Annotated in this window: 16 protein-coding genes and 1 pseudogene; 15 read left to right on the forward strand and 2 right to left on the reverse strand. The window is 71.2% G+C overall.

Features of this window, described 5'->3' with window-relative positions:
* The first annotated feature begins 20 nt into the window (after positions 1 to 20).
* The 9 genes from AAC944_RS25475 (at position 21) to AAC944_RS25515 (ending at position 10,576) form a co-directional block, all read left to right on the forward strand.
* Positions 21 to 845 carry an enhanced serine sensitivity protein SseB gene (locus AAC944_RS25475; protein WP_030623737.1) on the forward strand — a complete coding sequence of 275 codons (825 nt, stop codon included), beginning with the start codon at positions 21 to 23 and terminating at the stop codon, positions 843 to 845.
* A 122-nt stretch (positions 846 to 967) separates the two neighbouring features.
* Complete coding sequence (locus tag AAC944_RS25480; protein ID WP_030623739.1) at positions 968 to 1,756, forward strand: enhanced serine sensitivity protein SseB C-terminal domain-containing protein; 789 nt, start codon at positions 968 to 970, stop codon at positions 1,754 to 1,756.
* Between the two features lie 410 nt (positions 1,757 to 2,166).
* Entirely contained in the window at positions 2,167 to 3,165 is a 999-nt protein-coding gene (locus AAC944_RS25485) for an ABC transporter permease (protein ID WP_030623741.1), read from the forward strand.
* A gap of 75 nt (positions 3,166 to 3,240) precedes the next feature.
* The gene (locus AAC944_RS25490) at positions 3,241 to 4,992 is read left to right on the forward strand and encodes an ABC transporter substrate-binding protein (RefSeq protein ID WP_030623743.1); all 1,752 of its coding nucleotides are present in this window, start codon (positions 3,241 to 3,243) and stop codon (positions 4,990 to 4,992) included.
* Positions 4,993 to 5,064: 72 nt separating this feature from the next.
* Positions 5,065 to 6,075 (forward strand): ABC transporter permease, encoded by a 1,011-nt coding sequence (locus tag AAC944_RS25495; RefSeq protein ID WP_030623745.1) that lies wholly within the window; start codon positions 5,065 to 5,067, stop codon positions 6,073 to 6,075.
* Positions 6,072 to 7,196, forward strand: a complete 1,125-nt coding sequence (locus tag AAC944_RS25500) for an ABC transporter ATP-binding protein (RefSeq protein WP_030623747.1) — start codon at positions 6,072 to 6,074, stop codon at positions 7,194 to 7,196. Before AAC944_RS25495 ends, AAC944_RS25500 begins: the two co-directional genes overlap by 4 nt.
* Positions 7,193 to 8,257, forward strand: a complete 1,065-nt coding sequence (locus AAC944_RS25505) for an ABC transporter ATP-binding protein (RefSeq protein WP_030623749.1) — start codon at positions 7,193 to 7,195, stop codon at positions 8,255 to 8,257. Before AAC944_RS25500 ends, AAC944_RS25505 begins: the two co-directional genes overlap by 4 nt.
* Before the next feature lie 96 nt (positions 8,258 to 8,353).
* Positions 8,354 to 9,199, forward strand: a complete 846-nt coding sequence (locus AAC944_RS25510) for a thioesterase family protein (RefSeq protein ID WP_030623751.1) — start codon at positions 8,354 to 8,356, stop codon at positions 9,197 to 9,199.
* A gap of 201 nt (positions 9,200 to 9,400) precedes the next feature.
* Entirely contained in the window at positions 9,401 to 10,576 is a 1,176-nt protein-coding gene (locus AAC944_RS25515; RefSeq protein ID WP_030623753.1) for a cysteine desulfurase family protein, read from the forward strand.
* A 13-nt stretch (positions 10,577 to 10,589) separates the two neighbouring features.
* On the opposite strand, the gene AAC944_RS25520 is transcribed toward AAC944_RS25515, so the two are convergent.
* The gene (locus AAC944_RS25520) at positions 10,590 to 11,282 is read right to left on the reverse strand and encodes an N-acetylmuramoyl-L-alanine amidase (protein ID WP_030623755.1); all 693 of its coding nucleotides are present in this window, start codon (positions 11,280 to 11,282) and stop codon (positions 10,590 to 10,592) included.
* Positions 11,283 to 11,381: 99 nt separating this feature from the next.
* On the opposite strand from AAC944_RS25520, the gene mnmA reads away from it, so the two are divergent.
* The 5 genes and pseudogenes from mnmA (at position 11,382) to AAC944_RS25545 (ending at position 15,641) form a co-directional block, all read left to right on the forward strand.
* Positions 11,382 to 12,506: a tRNA 2-thiouridine(34) synthase MnmA gene (gene mnmA / locus AAC944_RS25525; RefSeq protein WP_030623758.1), complete on the forward strand. Its 1,125-nt coding sequence runs from the start codon at positions 11,382 to 11,384 to the stop codon at positions 12,504 to 12,506.
* A 174-nt stretch (positions 12,507 to 12,680) separates the two neighbouring features.
* A complete protein-coding gene (locus tag AAC944_RS25530) occupies positions 12,681 to 13,334 on the forward strand; it encodes a hypothetical protein (protein ID WP_030623761.1) in 654 nt (217 codons plus the stop codon).
* Between the two features lie 156 nt (positions 13,335 to 13,490).
* A pseudogene (locus AAC944_RS36555) lies at positions 13,491 to 13,954 on the forward strand (tRNA methyl transferase PRC-barrel domain-containing protein); the annotation flags it as partial.
* The gene (locus AAC944_RS25540; RefSeq protein ID WP_030623764.1) at positions 13,918 to 15,228 is read left to right on the forward strand and encodes a DUF5685 family protein; all 1,311 of its coding nucleotides are present in this window, start codon (positions 13,918 to 13,920) and stop codon (positions 15,226 to 15,228) included. The pseudogene AAC944_RS36555 and the gene AAC944_RS25540, both read left to right, overlap by 37 nt.
* A gap of 128 nt (positions 15,229 to 15,356) precedes the next feature.
* Complete coding sequence (locus AAC944_RS25545; RefSeq protein ID WP_196943342.1) at positions 15,357 to 15,641, forward strand: hypothetical protein; 285 nt, start codon at positions 15,357 to 15,359, stop codon at positions 15,639 to 15,641.
* 202 nt (positions 15,642 to 15,843) lie between these two features.
* Here AAC944_RS25545 and AAC944_RS25550 read toward each other — a convergent pair whose 3' ends face one another.
* Positions 15,844 to 16,143, reverse strand: a complete 300-nt coding sequence (locus AAC944_RS25550; RefSeq protein WP_030623767.1) for a hypothetical protein — start codon at positions 16,141 to 16,143, stop codon at positions 15,844 to 15,846.
* Positions 16,144 to 16,445: 302 nt separating this feature from the next.
* Here AAC944_RS25550 and gdhA point away from each other — a divergent pair, with 302 nt between their 5' ends.
* Complete coding sequence (gdhA, locus tag AAC944_RS25555; RefSeq protein WP_438272835.1) at positions 16,446 to 17,753, forward strand: NADP-specific glutamate dehydrogenase; 1,308 nt, start codon at positions 16,446 to 16,448, stop codon at positions 17,751 to 17,753.
* Positions 17,754 to 17,778: the final 25 nt, after the last annotated feature.

Genomic DNA, 17,778 nt, shown 5'->3' on the forward strand with positions numbered 1-17,778 from the left:
CACGAAGCGGGTGGGTGACCATGGACATTCCGGAGCAGAGCATCCCCGGTCAGGGCATTTCCGAGCAGGGCATTCCCCAGTTGGCCTGGCCGGCCAACGAGCTGGAGGAAGTGCTCACGGCGTCGGTCGGCCATCCCGGAGCCGGTGCCCGGATCGTCGAGGTCCTCGGCCGCAGCCGGATATGGGTGCCGCTGCCCAAGGGCGGCGGCCCCGAGAGCGCGGGCTTCGGCGCGCCCGGCCTGGACCTGCCCACGGTGGAGCTGCCCGACGGCCTGGCGTACGTTCCCGTCTTCAGCTCCGAGCAGGAGTTCCTGCGGGTCGTCGGGGCGCACATGTCGTTCACGGTCGCACCGGCCCGCGAGTTCGCCCGCGGCATGCCGCCGAAGATCGGCATAGCGGTGAACCCGGACGGGACGGTCGGCGTCCCGCTGCCGCCGCCCGCCGTGGCCGAGCTGTGCCGCGGTGACGTACCCCGCGAGGGTCTGCCCTCCGGCGGCCGGGTGCGGCTGTACGAGCCGGACTGGCAGGACGAGCCGGTGGACTTCCTCGCCGCCGCCGGCCTGGAGTTCTCCGGCGTGCCGCACGTCACGACCGCCCGCCGCTGCCTGGCGAACATAGAGGGCGACGCACCCACCCTGTTCGTCGGCGTGCAGGTCAGCGACCCGGCGGCGGCCTTCCAGGACCAGACGCAGCGGGACGTGGCGCTCGCCGCGCTGGGCCGGGCGCTCGGCGCGGTGCCGGTGCCCTGGCCGGTCCAGCTGGTCATGCTCGACATCGCGCAGGACCCGGTCGTCGACTGGATGCTGGAGCGGGTGCGGCCGTTCTACACGCAGGACCACGTGTAGCGCCGGACCGGTCGGCACGCGGGGCCGCCCGGGCCCCGTCCACCGGCGGACCCGGCCCGTAAGCTGGTGGGATGACCGGGCGGGCGCCCCCACGTGCCCGCCGAGAGAAGGGACGGGGACACGTGAGCGCGGGTGCGCATCAGGGAGCGGCGGCCGGCCAGGTCGAGCAGGTGCTGCAGCAGGTCTCGCCCGGCCGGTACGACGCCTACGAGGCATTGCTGCAGGCGCTGTCCGGCGGGCAGGTGTGGATGCTGCTGTGGCAGGGCCAGGCCGGGGCCCCCGATGCGCAGTACGGGAACATGGAGGTCGACGGGCTCGGTTACGCGCCCTGCGTGACCTCGCCCGCCGAGCTCGCGGCCAGCGGCTGGACCCGCGCCCACGAGGTCGTCCCCGGTGCCGAGATCGCCGCCGCGCTCTACCCCGACCGCTGGGGCCTCTGGCTGAACCCGCACGCGCCCGACGGCGGCGTCGGCATCCCCTGGCTGGACCTGCGCCGGATCGCCGGTGGTCTGGACCGGCTGCCCGCCGGTCCCCTGCGAATCACCGAACCGGCCGTGGAGATCCCGCAGTTCTACGCCCTGCTCGGGCAGAACGCGCACCGCACCCCCGCCGTCCGCTCGCTGCGCCGCGCCTGGGTGCAGCCCGCGCTCGGCGTCCCCTATCTCGCGATCGGCCTGGATCTGTACGACACGGGGCGGGCCGCTGTGGAGTCGGTACGGCTGATGATGCAGCAGTCCATCAGCGCGGTACCGGAGGGGCTGCCGGTCTCCACGGTGGCCATGGACGACGAGTACGACCCCGTCGGCATGTGGATGCGTGCCTACTCCCGTCCCTTCTTCGACCGTGGGGCGCACGGCCCCGCACCCGCCCCGGCCGCCTCGTACGGTTACGGTTACCCCCGCCCCTACTGAGGTCACGCGCGGCCCGTGGCGTGGTGGGTGCCGCCACCCTTCCGTGGGCCGTACTGTGCCGAATTGCCCCCGTGTGTACCGCCGTTGGGGTCGCCGCGAGCCGGTGTGCGAACCGCTCAGCCGTCCGTGATGTCCGTATAACGGAATGCCGTGGAGCACATCACAGTTGCGCATCCTTTCCCCGGCAGGACTGGTGACTGATCGCGACTCGGATGAAGACTCCCGCAGCAGGGGTCTAGACCCTGTGTGCGACAAGCAACTCGACCACTGTCGCGCGGACATCCGAAAACCGATGAGCTTCCAGCGACCTCCGGACCGTCCGCCGGCGTGCACACCAGTGATGTGAACCGAGCCGCCGACGCGGCGGGCGTGGGCCGGCCACAGGGCGGCCGAGAGGGGTCAAAGGCACCGTGACCGCACCGATCGAGACCACCGGGGCGGCTGCTGAGGCGCAGCCGGAAGCGGTGCTGGAAGGCGTCGAGAGCAAGCGGATCGTAGGGCGCTCGCTCGGCCAGATCGCCTGGCTGCGCTTCAAGCGCGACAAGGTCGCGGTGGCCGGTGCCATCGTTGTCATCCTCCTCATCGTCATCGCCGCGCTCTCCCGGCCGCTGCAGTCACTGCTCGGCCTGGACCCGAACCAGCCGAACCAGTCGCTGATCGACCCCAACACCACCCTGCCGCTGGGCGACTTCGGCGGCATGAGCGCGGACCACCCGCTCGGCGTGGACCCCAAGTTCGGCCGTGACCTGCTCGCGCGGGTCCTGGAGGGCTCCTGGGTCTCGCTCATCGTGGCGTTCGGCGCGACGCTGCTGTCGGTGGCGATCGGCACGGTCCTCGGCGTGGTGGCGGGCTTCTACCGGGGCCGGGTGGACGCGGTGATCAGCCGGATGATGGACGTCTTCCTGGCGTTCCCGCTGCTGCTCTTCGCCATCGCCATCTCCGCCTCGCTGCAGGGCGGAGCCTTCGGCCTGGAGGGCCTGCCGCTGCACATCTCGGTCCTGATCTTCGTGATCGGCTTCTTCAACTGGCCGTACATGGGCCGCATCGTGCGGGCCCAGACGCTGTCGCTGCGGGAGCGCGAATTCGTCGACGCGGCCAAGGGGCTGGGCGCCCGCGGACCGTTCATCCTCTTCCGGGAGCTGCTGCCGAACCTGGTGGGGCCCATCGTGGTGTACTCCACGCTGCTGATCCCCTCCAACATCCTCTTCGAGGCGGCGCTCAGCTTCCTCGGTGTCGGTATCCAGCCCCCCCAGTCCTCCTGGGGCGGGATGCTCAACCAGGCGGTCAAGTACTACGAGGTCGACCCCCAGTACATGCTCGTCCCCGGCCTCGCGATCTTCGTCACCGTGCTCGCGTTCAACCTGCTCGGTGACGGCCTGCGGGACGCGCTGGACCCGCGCAGCCGCTGAGCCGCTCCGGCAGTGCCCGGGCAGTCCCGGCAGTTCCACCGAAGTTTCCGACGAACGAAGGGGAAACCGACCATCATGCGAAGGTCAGTTCCGGTCGCGATGATCGCGGCCATATCCAGTGCGGGCCTTGTGCTGGCCGGCTGCAGTGGCGGCAAGGACTCCGCCAACGGGTCGTCCGAGGCGAACGCCGCCACCAAGGGCATCGTCAACGCCTCCGACGCCAAGGGCGGGACGGTCAACTACGCGATCAGCGACGCCCCCGAGTCCTTCGACCCGGGCAACACCTACTACGCCTTCATCTACAACTTCAGCCGTCTCTACGCGCGTCCCCTGACCACCTTCAAGCCGGCCCCCGGCGAGAAGGGCAACGAGCTGGTCCCGGACCTCGCCGAGTCGATGGGCAAGCCCTCCGACGGCGGGAAGACCTGGACGTACAAGATCCGCAAGGGCGTGAAGTACGAGGACGGCAAGGAAGTCACCTCGCAGGACGTCAAGTACGCGGTCGAGCGCTCCAACTTCGCGCGCGACACCCTCTCCCTCGGCCCGAACTACTTCCAGCAGTTCCTGGTGGACGAGGACAAGTACAAGGGTCCGTACAAGGACAAGTCCAAGGCCGGGCTGAAGTCCATCGAGACGCCGGACGACCACACGATCGTCTTCCACCTGAAGAAGCCGTTCGCGGAGTTCGACTACCTGGTCTCGGCGCCGCAGACCGCGCCGGTGCCGCAGGCCAAGGACAAGGGCGCGGACTACACCCGGTCCGTGGTCTCCACCGGCAGCTACAAGTTCAAGAGCTACCAGGAGGGCAAGCAGCTCGTCCTGGAGCGCAACCCGCAGTGGTCCGCCAAGACCGACCCGCTGCGCAAGCAGCTCCCGGACAAGATCGTCCTGAAGATGAAGGTCGCCCAGTCGACCATCGACAAGGACCTGAAGTCCGGCAACACCCACATCGACCTCGCCGGGCGCGGCGTGGACGGCCAGACCCAGGCCCAGCTGCTGACCGACCCGTCGGAGAAGGCCAACACCGACAACGCGCTCGGCCAGCGGCTGGTCTACACGGCGATCAACACCAAGGTGAAGCCGTTCGACAAGCTGGCCTGCCGCCAGGCGGTGCAGTACGCGATCGACAAGAAGGCCGTGCAGACCTCGCTCGGCGGCCCGATCCGCGGTGACATCGCCTCCACCGTCCTGCCGACCGACATCGCCGGGTACCAGAAGTTCGACCTGTACCCGCAGAAGTACGACGCCAAGGACAAGCTGGACCTGACCGAGGCGAAGAAGAAGTGGAGCGAGTGCGGTGCCGGCAAGGTCGACACCACCATCCTCGCCCGCTCGGACCGCCAGGACGAGGTCGACGCGGCCACCACGGTCATCGACTCGCTGAAGAAGATCGGCATCAACGCCAAGATCCAGCAGTACCCGACGAGCAAGTACTTCTCGGACTACGCCGGTGTGCCGAAGTTCAACAAGAAGAACAACGTCGGTCTGATCATGATGCAGTGGGGCTCGGACTTCCCGACCGGCTACGGCTACCTGCAGCAGATCCTGAACGGCAAGGCGATCAGCCAGTCCGGTAACACCAACCTCTCGGAGCTGGACGACCCGGAGATCAACAAGCTGCTCGACACCGCCATCGCCGACACCGACCAGGCCGCGCGCGAGAAGGCGTACCACGAGATCGACAAGAAGACGATGGAGCAGGCGGTGATCGTGCCGCTGACCTACTTCAAGGTGCTGATGTACCGCTCGCCGGAGGCCACGAACCTGGTGTCCACCTCGGCCTTCAGCGGTCAGTACGACTACCTCAACGTCGGCGTCAAGAAGTAGCAGCCCCGGAAGGCAGGTGAAGGCATTGGTGCCCGCCCGGCGGCGGCCGGCGGGCACCGACGCCGCAGTCCCGTGTTCTCGTACATCATCCGCAGGTTGATCAGCGCAGTGATCCTGCTGCTGATCGTCAGCGCGGTCACCTTCGGCATCTTCTTCGTGCTGCCGAAGCTGGCCGGGCAGTCCACCGACCAGCTCGCGCAGCAGTACATCGGCAAGGCCCCCACGCCCGCGGACATCGCCGCGGTGAAGAAGAACCTCGGCTTGGACAAGCCGGTGTACGAGCAGTTCTGGGACTTCCTCAAGGGCATCTTCGTCGGCGTCGACTACAAGTTCGGGCCCGAAGCGGCCCGCTGCAACTTCCCGTGCTTCGGCTACTCCTTCAAGACCCACATCGAGGTCTGGCCCGAGATCCAGTCCCGGCTCCCGGTGACCCTGTCGCTGGCCGCCGGTGCCGCGGTCGTCTGGGTCGTCTCCGGTGTGGCCACCGGCGTGCTGTCCGCGCTGCGTCCCGGCTCGCTCTTCGACCGTGCCGCGATGGGCGTGGCGCTGGCCGGCGTCTCGCTCCCCATGTTCTTCACCGGCGCCCTGGCGCTGGCCCTCTTCACCTACCAGTGGCCGGTCTTCGAGCGCAGTGACTACGTACCGCTGCTGGAGGACCCGTTCCTCTGGGCACGCACCCTGGTCCTGCCCTGGGTCACCCTGGCGTTCCTCTACTCGGCGCTGTACGCCCGGCTCACCCGGGCGGGCATGCTGGAGACGCTGAACGAGGACTTCATCCGTACCGCCCGGGCCAAGGGTCTGCGCGAGCGCAAGGTCGTCGTCCGGCACGGCCTGCGCGCCGCGCTCACCCCGATCATCACCGTCTTCGGCATGGACCTCGGTCTGCTGCTCGGCGGCGCGCTCATCACCGAGCAGGTCTTCTCCCTCCAGGGCGTCGGCGCCTTCGCCGTCCAGGCGATCACCGCCAACGACCTGCCCAACATCCTCGGCGTCACCCTTCTCGCCGCGTTCTTCATCGTCCTGTGCAACCTGGTGGTGGACATCCTGTACGCCGCCGTCGACCCGCGGGTGAGGCTCTCGTGACCGACTCCGACGACCTGACGAAGACCGGCCCGGCGGCGTCCGCGGCGGCGATCGCCGAGCCGGTGGCGGACGGCGGCGCGGCGCCGTCGGCCTTCCTCGAAGTACGCGACCTGAAGGTCCACTTCCCGACCGACGACGGCATCGTGAAGTCCGTCGACGGGCTCTCCTTCAAGCTGGAGAAGGGGAAGACCCTCGGCATCGTCGGCGAGTCGGGGTCCGGCAAGTCCGTGACCTCGCTCGCCGTGATGGGCCTGCACCGGGCGTCCCGGCAGCAGCGCAGCAAGGTGCGGATGTCCGGTGAGATCTGGCTGGACGGCAAGGAACTGATCTCCGCCGACCCCGACGACGTACGGCGGCTGCGCGGCCGCGAGATGGCGATGATCTTCCAGGACCCGCTGTCCGCGCTGCACCCCTTCTACTCGGTCGGCAACCAGATCGTGGAGGCGTACCGCGTCCACCACGACGTCGACAAGAAGACCGCGCGCAAGCGGGCCGTCGAGATGCTGGACCGGGTGGGCATCCCGCAGCCGGACAAGCGGGTGGACGACCACCCGCACCAGTTCTCCGGCGGCATGCGGCAGCGCGCGATGATCGCGATGGCGCTGGTCAACAACCCGGAGCTGCTGATCGCCGACGAGCCGACCACCGCGCTGGACGTGACCGTCCAGGCGCAGATCCTGGACCTGATCCGGGACCTGCAGAAGGAGTTCGGCTCGGCGGTCATCATCATCACCCACGACCTCGGCGTGGTCGCCGAGCTCGCGGACGACCTGCTGGTGATGTACGGCGGGCGGTGCGTGGAGCGCGGCCCCGCCGAGAAGGTCTTCTACGAGCCGCAGCACCCCTACACCTGGGGCCTGCTCGGCTCCATGCCGCGCATCGACCGCGAGCAGACCGACCGCCTGATCCCGGTCAAGGGATCGCCGCCCAGCCTGATCAACGTCCCCGCCGGCTGTGCCTTCAACCCGCGCTGCCCGTACGCGGACGTACCGAAGGACAACCTCACCCGTACCGTCCGCCCCGAGCTGCGTGAGGTCGAGGGAGGCCACTTCTCCGCCTGCCACATGTCGCAGGAGGAGCGGGAGCGGATCTGGACCGAAGAGATTGCGCCGAAGCTGTGACCGAGACGACTGACGAGAAGAACCCGAAGCCGGTCCTCACCAAGGCGGAGCCCGGTGCCGACGGGGCCGGGCCCCTGCTGAAGGTGCGCGGCCTGGTCCGGCACTTCCCGATCACCAAGGGGCTGCTCAGGCGCCAGGTGGGCGCGGTGCAGGCGGTCGACGGCATCGACTTCGACGTGTACCCGGGCGAGACGCTGGGCGTGGTCGGCGAGTCCGGCTGCGGCAAGTCCACGATGGGCCGGCTGATCACCCGGCTCGACGAGCCGACCGGCGGCACCATCGAGTTCGAGGGCCGGGACATCACGCACCTGTCGACCGGCGGGATGCGCCCGATGCGCCGCGACGTCCAGATGATCTTCCAGGACCCGTACGGCTCGCTGAACCCCCGGCACACCATCGGCGGCATCGTCGGCACCCCCTTCCGCCTCCAGAACGTCGAGCCCGAGGGCGGCGTGAAGAAGGAGGTGCAGCGGCTGCTGGAGCTGGTGGGCCTGAGCCCGGAGCACTACAACCGGTACCCGCACGAGTTCTCCGGCGGCCAGCGCCAGCGCATCGGCATCGCCCGCGCGCTCGCGCTCAAGCCCAAGCTGGTCGTCGCCGACGAGCCGGTCTCCGCGCTGGACGTCTCCATCCAGGCCCAGGTCGTGAACCTGATGGACGACCTCCAGGAGGAGCTGGGCCTGACGTACGTGATCATCGCGCACGACCTGTCGGTCATCCGGCACGTCTCGGACCGCATCGCGGTGATGTACCTCGGCAAGATCGTGGAACTGGCGGACCGGACGTCGCTGTACGAGGCGCCGATGCACCCGTACACCAAGGCACTGCTCTCGGCCGTGCCCGTGCCGGACCCCAAGCGCCGCACGCAGCGCGACCGCATCCTGCTCAAGGGCGACGTGCCCTCGCCGATCAACCCGCCGTCGGGCTGCCGCTTCCGCACCCGCTGCTGGAAGGCGACGGAGGTGTGCACGACGACAGAACCGCCGCTGGTGGCGCTGCGCACCGGGCACCAGGTGGCGTGCCACCACCCGGAGAATGCGCCCGGCGAGGCGGCGGAGTAGTCGGGTCGCGGGTCGCCGGGCGCCGGGCAGCAGCCCGGTGACCGGCGGCCAAGACACCCCTACCGGTCGGTAATAATTCCCTGTACCGTGCATCGCATGGCACAGGTGACCATTGGTAACAGCGAGTTCGACCGTGACACGGCGATCGTCCGCCGCTCTCCCGGCGTCTACGACGCCGAGCTCTCCGCCGGCTGGACGATCATCCACGCGGTCAACGGGGGTTACCTCCTCGCGCTGATGGGCCGCGCACTGGGCGACGCGCTGCCGCACCCGGACCCGATGACGGTCACCGCCCACTACCTCACGGCGTCCAGGCCGGGCCCCGCCGTCATCCGTACCGAGGTCGTCCGCACCGGCCGCACCATGTCCACCGGTACGGCGACCCTCGTCCAGTTCGAGGAGGACGGCAGCGAGGTCGAGCGGCTGCGCGTGCTGGCCGCCTACGGCGACCTCGACGCGCTCCCGGACGACGTCCGCACCACCGCCAAGCCGCCCGCCATGCCGCCCCTCGCGGAGTGCCTCGGCGCCGACGCCGCGCCCGGCGGCCGCCCCGCGCTCCCCGGCAGCTCCGCGATCACCGCCCGGCTCGACGTCCGCCTGGACCCCGCGACCTGCGGCTGGGCCGTCGGCGTGCCCAGCGGCAACGGCGAGATGCGCGGCTGGTTCGGCCTCGCCGACGGCCGCGACGCCGACCCGCTCTCCCTCCTCCTCACGGTCGACGCGCTGCCGCCCACCGCCTTCGAGATGGGACTGAAGGGCTGGGTCCCCACCGTCGAGCTGACCACCCACATCCGCTGCCGCCCCGCCCCCGGCCCGCTCCGGGTCTCGATCATCACCCGCAACCTCGCCGGCGGCTTCCTGGAGGAGGACGCCGAGGTCTGGGACGCCGATGATCGCCTGGTCGCCCAGTCCCGGCAGCTGGCGCGGGCGCTGCTGGACTGAATCCGGTCCGGATTCCGGCCCGGTTCGGCACGGGACCGGTGCGGTTCGGTACGGGACCGGACGGTTCGGTGCGGTGACCGGGTGCCGCGCCGGGTAGCGGTTCCGTGGAGTTGCCCGGCCGCGGTGTTGTGGAGGGTGCCTCCGCGCGCCGGGTGTGCGCTCCCGGTGCGCCTCCCGGCTGCTCGTAGAATCGTGCGCACCATGGTTTACCTCGACCACGCCGCCACCACTCCGATGCTGCCGGAGGCGGTGCAGGCGATGACCGCCCAGCTGACCGTCACCGGCAACGCCTCTTCGCTGCACGCCGCCGGCCGGCGTGCCCGTCGTACCGTCGAGGAGGCCCGGGAGTCCCTCGCCGCGTCGCTCGGCGCCCGCCCCAGTGAGGTCGTCTTCACCGCGGGCGGCACGGAGGCCGACAACCTCGCCGTCAAAGGCCTGTACTGGGCCCGCCGGGACGCCGAGCCGTCCCGCACCCGCGTGCTCGCCAGCCCCGTCGAGCACCACGCCGTGCTGGACGCCGTCGAATGGCTCGCCGAGCACGAGGGCGCGCGCGTGGAATGGCTGCCCGTGGACGCGTACGGGCGGGTGCACCCCGACGCGTTCCGCGCCGCGATCGAGTCCGGGGCCGGCCCCGACGACATCGCGCTCGCCACGGTCATGTGGGCCAACAACGAGATCGGAACGGTCCAGCCGGTCGCCGAACTGGCCGAGGTGGCACGCGAGTTCGGCATCCCGCTGCACGCCGACGCGGTGCAGGCGGTCGGCCAGCTGGAGGTGGACTTCGCCGCCAGCGGACTGGCCGCGATGACCGTCTCAGGGCACAAGATCGGCGGCCCGTACGGCATCGGGGCGCTGCTGCTGGGCCGCGAGTACGCCCCCGTACCCGTGCTCCACGGCGGCGGCCAGGAACGCCACGTACGCTCCGGCACCCTCGACACGCCCGCGATCGCCGCCTTCGCCGCGGCCGGGCGGTACGCCGTCGCGCACCGTGCGGAATTCGCGCGCGAGATCGGCGCCCTGCGCGACGAGCTGATCGCGGCCGTACGCGCGGCGGCGCCCGACGCCGTCCTCGGCGGCGACCCCGACCCGGCCGGGCGCCTCCCCGCCAACGCGCACTTCTCCTTCCCCGGCTGCGAGGGCGACTCCCTGCTCCTCCTCCTGGACGCGCAGGGCATCGAGTGCTCCACCGGCTCGGCCTGCACGGCCGGCGTCGCCCAGCCCAGCCACGTCCTGCTCGCCGCCGGCATGGCACCGGACCTGGCCCGCGGCACGCTCCGCTTCTCGCTGGGCCACACCTCCACGAAGGCGGACGTGGCAGCCCTGGCGGACGCGATCGGCCCGGTCGTGGACCGGGCCAGGAGCGCGGGGCTCAGTTGACCCAGTTGTGGGGCTAGGCAGGCGCCTTCCCGGGGTCCCGCCCCTTGCCGGGATTCCGGGAGACGGCTTCCCGTACCAGCCCCATGTACCGGTCCCAGTCCCAGTGCGGCCCCGGGTCGGTGTGATCGGCGCCCGGCACCTCGATGTGGCCGATGACGTGCGTACGGTCCGCCGGGATGCCGTACCGCGCGCAGATGTCCGCGGTGAGCTGCGCCGAACTCTCGTACATCGCGGCCGTGAAGTCCTGCGGCCGGTCGACGAACCCCTCGTGCTCGATGCCGATGCTGCGCTCGTTGTACTCCCGGTTGCCCGCGTGGAAGGCGACGTCCAGCTCGCGCACGGTCTGCGCCACCTGCCCGTCCTTCCGTACGACGTAGTGCGAGGCCGCGCCGTGCGCCGGATTGCGGAAGACCCGCAGGGCGGTCGCGTAGCTCCCCTGCACGACGTGCACGACCACCCGGTCGATCGCGTAGTCGTCCGGGCGGTCGGCCCGCCGCCAGTTCGTCCCGGAAGCGGCGGACCACTGCGCGTCGCGGTAGTCGACCTCGCCCGGCTTGCGGGGTTTCTCCTGGCCGGGCAGCCGCCACCACCAGCGCTCCAGCTGCTCGTGCGCCGCCAGTCCCGCGGCCGCCACCGCGACCGTCCCGCCGATCAGCACCGCGCGGCGGCCGACGCTTCTGCGGGCCGTGTGATCACCGTCTCCCATGCGCTGAACAACGCTCACCCCCTGGCTTCCGGTTCCGCCGGCGGCCGGGCACTCTCCCCTGCCACCCGTGTCAGCGGTTCCGTCTACTCTGGAAGGGCTATGACTGACGCTCCCCGCCGCCTCCGTGTGCTCGCCGCCATGTCCGGCGGTGTCGACTCCGCCGTCGCCGCCGCCCGTGCCGCCGAGGCGGGCCATGACGTGACCGGCGTACACCTCGCGCTCTCCGAGAACCCCAAATCGTTCCGTACGGGCGCGCGCGGCTGCTGCACGATCGAGGACTCGCACGACGCCCGCCGGGCCGCCGACGTCATCGGCATCCCCTTCTACGTCTGGGACCTCGCCGAACGCTTCCGCGAGGACGTCGTCGACGACTTCGTCGCGGAGTACGAGGCGGGGCGTACGCCCAACCCCTGCCTCCGCTGCAACGAAAAGATCAAGTTCGCCGCCCTCCTCGACAAGGCCCTGGCCCTCGGCTTCGACGCGGTGTGCACGGGCCACTACGCCAAGGTCATCACCCACGAGGACGGCACCCGCGAGCTGCACCGCGCCTCCGACATGGCCAAGGACCAGTCCTACGTCCTCGGCGTCCTGGACGAGCGCCAGCTCGCGCACGCCATGTTCCCGCTCGGCGACACGGTCACCACCAAGGCGGAGATCCGCGAAGAAGCCGCCCGCCGCGGCCTCTTCGTCGCCAAGAAGCCCGACAGCCACGACATCTGCTTCATCGCCGACGGCGACACCCAGGGCTTCCTCGCCAAGCGGCTGGGCCGCGCCGAGGGCGACATCGTCGACGAGACGGGCAACGTCCTGGGCACGCACGAGGGCGCGTACGGCTTCACCATCGGCCAGCGCAAGGGCCTGCGCATCGGCACCCCGGCCGCCGACGGCAAGCCGCGCTACGTCCTGGACATCTCCCCGGTGGACAACACCGTCACCGTCGGCCCCGCCGAGGCCCTGGACGTGACGGCCCTCACGGCCATCCGCCCCCGCTGGTGCGGCACGCCCCCCTCCGGCCCCGGCACCTACACCGCCCAGCTCCGCGCCCACGGCGACGAGACCGAGGTCACCGCCGAACCCACCCCCGACGGCCTCATCGTCACCTTCGCCACCCCGGCCCGAGGCGTGGCCCCGGGCCAGGCGATCGTCCTGTACGACGGGACACGGGTGGTCGGCTCGGCGACGATCGCCACGACGCAGCGTGCGACCGCGGGCAGCGTCCGCTAGAAGGATGCCGGGGCGGTGACCGCCGGGCCGCGACCGCCGCCGGGCGGTCGCCGGGCTTCACGAGGCCGCGTTAGCCGGACGTTAGGGAAGCGGCAGCCTCACGACAGCGGCCCCGACGAGAGTGGATGACGTACCGAGCAGAACCACGTCACCGACTTACCCGGGGGACCGCAAATGCGCTCCAGCACCACTGCCCGCACCGCTCGTCGCCGCACCGTGCGCGTCGCCGCCGCTGCCCTGATCGCAGCCGCCGGCCTGAGCCTGACCGCCTGCTCCGGCTCGGACACCGCCGCCATGAAGCCCGCGGGCCACTCGGACTCGGGCAAGGCCGCCGAGGTCGGCACCAAGGCGGGTGCCGCGGGCACTGCGGACGAGCAGGCGGGCGGCGCGCCCGCCGCCACGGCCGGCACGAAGTCCCCGGTCCGCACGGTGACCCTGGTGGACGGCAGCAAGGCCGAGGTGTACCGGCTCGGCGACTCGCACTACCGCGCCAAGATCGTCAACGGTGGTTCGGTCCTGGCCACGATGGAGGCGAACGAGCGCGACGCCGGGCTCGACGCCAACGACATGTTCGTCGTGCTCACGATGGGCGGCGAGGTCCGCTCCTGGATGGGCGGCGGGCACCAGGGTCCGGGCACGTTCAAGCTCGCGGGCGGCTGGAAGGCCGAGGTCACGAAGGTCGGCGAACTCCGGTACCGCGCGAAGATCATCGGCAGGGACGGCGCCGTCCACGGCACGATGGAGGCGAACGAGCAGGACACCGGCCTCGACGCCAACGGCGTGTACATCGTGCTCAGCGCCGGCGGCGTGATCAGCGCCCACGCGTGACCGCGGGACCGGCTGCAGGGGGGGCGGGGCCTGGTCCCGCCCCACCGGTACACGGTCAGCCGGTTTCCGGTACGACGTGCGCGTACGCGACGAAGTTGGCGGTTACCTCACCGCCGGCGTTACCCGGTGCCTTCTCGCCGAGCGGCTGGGCCGCGCCACGAGGGCGCGTACGGCTTCACGATCGGCCGGCGCGAGGGCCCTGCGCATCGGCACCTCAGCCGCCGAGGGCAAGCCGCGCTACGTCCGGGACATCTGCCCGGTGGACAACACCGTCACCGTCGGCCCCGCCGAGGCCCTGGACGTGACGGTCCCCACGGCCATCCGCCCCCCGCTGGGGGGGCACGCCCCCGTCCGGCCCCGGTACGTACACGGCCCAGCTCCGCGCCCACGGTGAGGAGACGGCGGTCACGGGTCGGCTCGGCGACGATCGCGACCACCACGCGGGCCACGGCCGGGGACAGCCGGAAACCGTCCCATCTGACGACACGACGCCCATGCGGGGACCTGTGTACGCCGTTTATGCAGGTCAGCCGCGCGCTCTGTACGATCCCCAGGCGCTGTCGACGTCAAACGGGGGTTTCGGATGTTCGGAATCGTCAGGCCCTGCACGCATCGCCTGACCGAAGGGCTCAAAGCGGAGTGGATGGCCCATCTGTGCGGGCTCTGTCTCGCGCTGCGTAACGATCACGGGCAGTTCGCCCGGGTGGTCACGAACTACGACGGCCTGATCGTCTCCGTACTGACGGATGCTCAGGCCGGCCGTGCGACGGCCGAGCGCCGCACCGCGGGCCCGTGCCCGCTCCGCGGCATGCGGACCGCTTCGGTGGCGCGGGGAGAAGGCGCGCGGCTCGCCGCGTCGGTCTCCCTCGTCCTCGCCTCGGCGAAGATACGCGACCATGTCACCGACCGGAACGGACTGCTGCGCCGCCGCCCCGTGGCCGCCGCCGCGCGCAGGATCGCCGCCGGCTGGGACCGGGCCGGGGCGCGCACCGGCAGCACGCTCGGCTTCGACACCGCCGTACTCGTCGACGCGGTCGACCGGCAGCCGGGCATCGAGCGGCTGGCCGGTCCCGGTACGCCGCTGACGGTCATCACCGAGCCGACCGAGACGGCGACCGCCGCGGCCTTCGCCCACACCGCGGTACTGGCGGGCCGGCCCGGCAACGCCGAACCGCTCGCCGAGGCCGGCCGCCTCTTCGGCCGTCTCGCCCACCTCCTCGACGCCGTGGAGGACCGCGCGGCGGACGCCGCGGAGGGCGCCTGGAACCCGCTCACCGCCACGGGCACCGGCCTCGGTCAGGCCCGCCGCCTCTGCGACGACGCGCTGCACGGCATCCGGCTCGCCCTGCGCGATGTCGACTTCGCCGACGCCAGGCTCGTCCACCTCCTGCTCGTCCACGAACTCCGCCGCTCGGTGGACCGCGCCTTCGGCACGACGGCATGCCGCCACACGGGCCACGAGACGGCGCAGCTCGACGACCACGCCGCCGCCCTCGGGCAGCCGTCCCCGTACGGCCCTTACGGCCAGGGGCAGCAGCCGTTGAACGCGCCGCAGTACCCGCACGGCGGCGGCCACGGCGGCCACCACGGAGGGGCCGACGGAGCCGGATGGTCCGGAGGCTCCGGGGGCGACGGCTCGGGCGGGGGATCTTCGCAAGGCGCCCAAGGCCCCCAAGAGCCCTACAGGCCGAAGAAGCCCCGCGGCTTCTTCGCCGGCTGCGCCGCCTTCATCGGTCTCTGCTGCACCTGCCGGCTCTGCTGCGCCGACGAGTACGAGGGCCCCTGGTCCCGCAAGAACCGCAAGGGCTGCCTCAACGACTGCTGCGACGGCTGCCAGTGCTGTCAGTGCTGTGAGGTCTGCGAATGCTGCGAGTGCTGCGACTGCGGCTGCTGACCGCCGGCGCCATGGCCGGGCGGTCCCGGCGCCCGGCCCGTCGGCGCGCTCCGAGATGCCTGTCCGCGAGCACGGCGTGACGTGAGTAACGGGGGCGTACGACGTCGTTCCGAGGAGGGGGAGGGGCCATGACACCGGCCCCACCAGACCCGGCTGTTCGGCACCATGAGCACGCTGCCGCCCGCCACCAGCGACGACATCGCCAAGGCGCGGACCCCGACGAACGGTACGTACGCGAGTGGCTCGGCGGCATGGTCGTCGGCGGCCTCGTGGAGTACGAGCCGGACAGCGCGACGCACACGCTGCCCCCTGAACACGCCGCCGGTTTCACCGAGATCGACGTCAAATCGATCGAGGGCGACCCGGTGAACGTGTACTACGTGGCGACGAAGGCCCCCGCCGACGCGGCCTGAGCGAAGCCCGCCCAGGCGCCGTGGGAGACGGTGAAGTGGGGGCGTGCGGTGCCCTCGGAGTCCCGTACGTGTATCGCGTCGGGGCACGGTCCGGGGCCAGGACGCGGAGTTCCGGTACCTGTCGCGCTGCCTGGTGGAGGCGCTGGGGGATGCCCTGCGGGTGGCGGACTGCCGAGCGGGGCAGCCCGCCGGTGAGTGGTGGTCAGCCGTCGCGCCCCAGGGCCGCGAGGCCCTTGCGGAGGTCGTCCGCGTTCATGACCGGCGAGTACTGGACCTTGGCGCCGAGCTCCAGGAAGAACGGTTCCCCGGTTTTCGGCATCTGTGACGGGTCCTGCAGGTCGAAGAAGATGTACGCCGTGCGGCAGCCGTCCTCGGTGGTGAAATAGGCCGCCTCGGGGCGGAGGGCCGTCAGCGCGTTCTCCATCGTCTTCGGCAGGGTGCCGTTCTTGATGGCGTCATTGGCCGTCGGTGTGTCGAGCTGAACCTTCAGCAGCATGCGCATGGGAACCCCTTTCCGGCCGGGCGGGCGCTCCTTCGGGGTACCGGACAGGCCCGGTCGCGCGTGTTTCCAGCGTGCCGCTGCCCCGGGACGGAGGCAACGCGACGGCGGGGCTCAGGCGCACAGTGCCCGGGATTCCGCCAGGGTTTGGCAGGACCTGATACCGCGCGTGGCGGGCGGGGACGTAGAGTCGCGGGGGCGACGGGACGACAACGACTGCTGATCGAAGGGGAGTCAACGTGACCGTGCATACGGAGGACAAGGCCGGGGTCCATGGGGCCGGGCCGGCCGCGCTCCATGCCGAGCTGGTCCGGCGCAATCCCGGGGAGCCGGAGTTCCACCAGGCCGCGCTGGAGGTCCTGGAGACGCTGGACCCCGTGCTCGACGCGCGTCCCGAGCTGGCCGACGCCCGCATCCTGGAGCGGCTGGTCGAGCCGGAGCGGCAGATCATGTTCCGGGTGCCGTGGCTGGACGACCGCGGCCGGGTGCAGGTCAACCGGGGCTTCCGGGTGGAGTTCAACAGCGCGCTCGGCCCGTACAAGGGCGGCCTGCGCTTCCACTCCTCGGTCAACCTCGGCATCGTGAAGTTCCTCGGGTTCGAGCAGATCTTCAAGAATGCGCTCACCGGATTGAACATCGGCGGCGGCAAGGGCGGCAGCGACTTCGACCCGCACGGCCGGTCCGACGCCGAGGTCATGCGGTTCTGCCAGTCCTTCATGACCGAGCTGCACCGGCACCTCGGGGAGCACACGGACGTCCCCGCCGGTGACATCGGCGTCGGCGGCCGCGAGATCGGCTACCTCTTCGGGCAGTACCGGCGGATCACCAACCGCTGGGAGGCCGGGGTGCTCACCGGCAAGGGCCTGGACTGGGGCGGCTCGCGGGCCCGTACGGAGGCCACCGGCTACGGGAACGTCCTGTTCACCGTGGAGATGCTGAAGCAGCGCGGCGAGGACCTGGACGGCCGGCAGGTCGTGGTCTCCGGCTCCGGCAACGTCGCGATCTACAGCATCGAGAAGGCCCAGGAGCTCGGCGCGAACGTGCTGACCTGCTCGGACTCCGGCGGCTACGTGGTGGACGAGAAGGGGATCGACCTCGATCTGCTGAAGCAGGTCAAGGAGGTCGAGCGCGGGCGGATCAGCGAGTACGCGGAGCGGCGCGGGGCCTCGGCCACGTACGTGCCCGGCGGGTCGGTGTGGGACGTCCCGGCCGACGTGGCGCTGCCCTCGGCCACCCAGAACGAGCTGGACGAGGACGCCGCGCGGGCCCTGGTGCGCAACGGTGTGAAGGCGGTCTCGGAGGGCGCGAACATGCCCACCACGCCGGGCGCGATCGCGGTGTTCCGGGAGGCCGGGGTGGCCTTCGGGCCCGGCAAGGCGGCCAACGCGGGCGGCGTCGCGACGAGCGCCCTGGAGATGCAGCAGAACGCCGCGCGTGAGACGTGGACGTTCGAGCGTACGGAGGGCGAGCTCGCGGCCATCATGCGCACCATCCACGACACCTGCTTCGAGACGGCGGAGCGGTTCGGGCACCCGGGCGACTACGTCGCGGGCGCGAACATCGCCGGGTTCGAGCGGGTCGCGGACGCGATGCTGGCGCAGGGGCTGATCTGACACGCCCCGTGACGAGTGGGCGGGG

The sequence above is a fragment of the Streptomyces sclerotialus genome (genome assembly GCF_040907265.1).
GTDB classification, from domain to species: Bacteria; Actinomycetota; Actinomycetes; order Streptomycetales; family Streptomycetaceae; genus Streptomyces; species Streptomyces sclerotialus.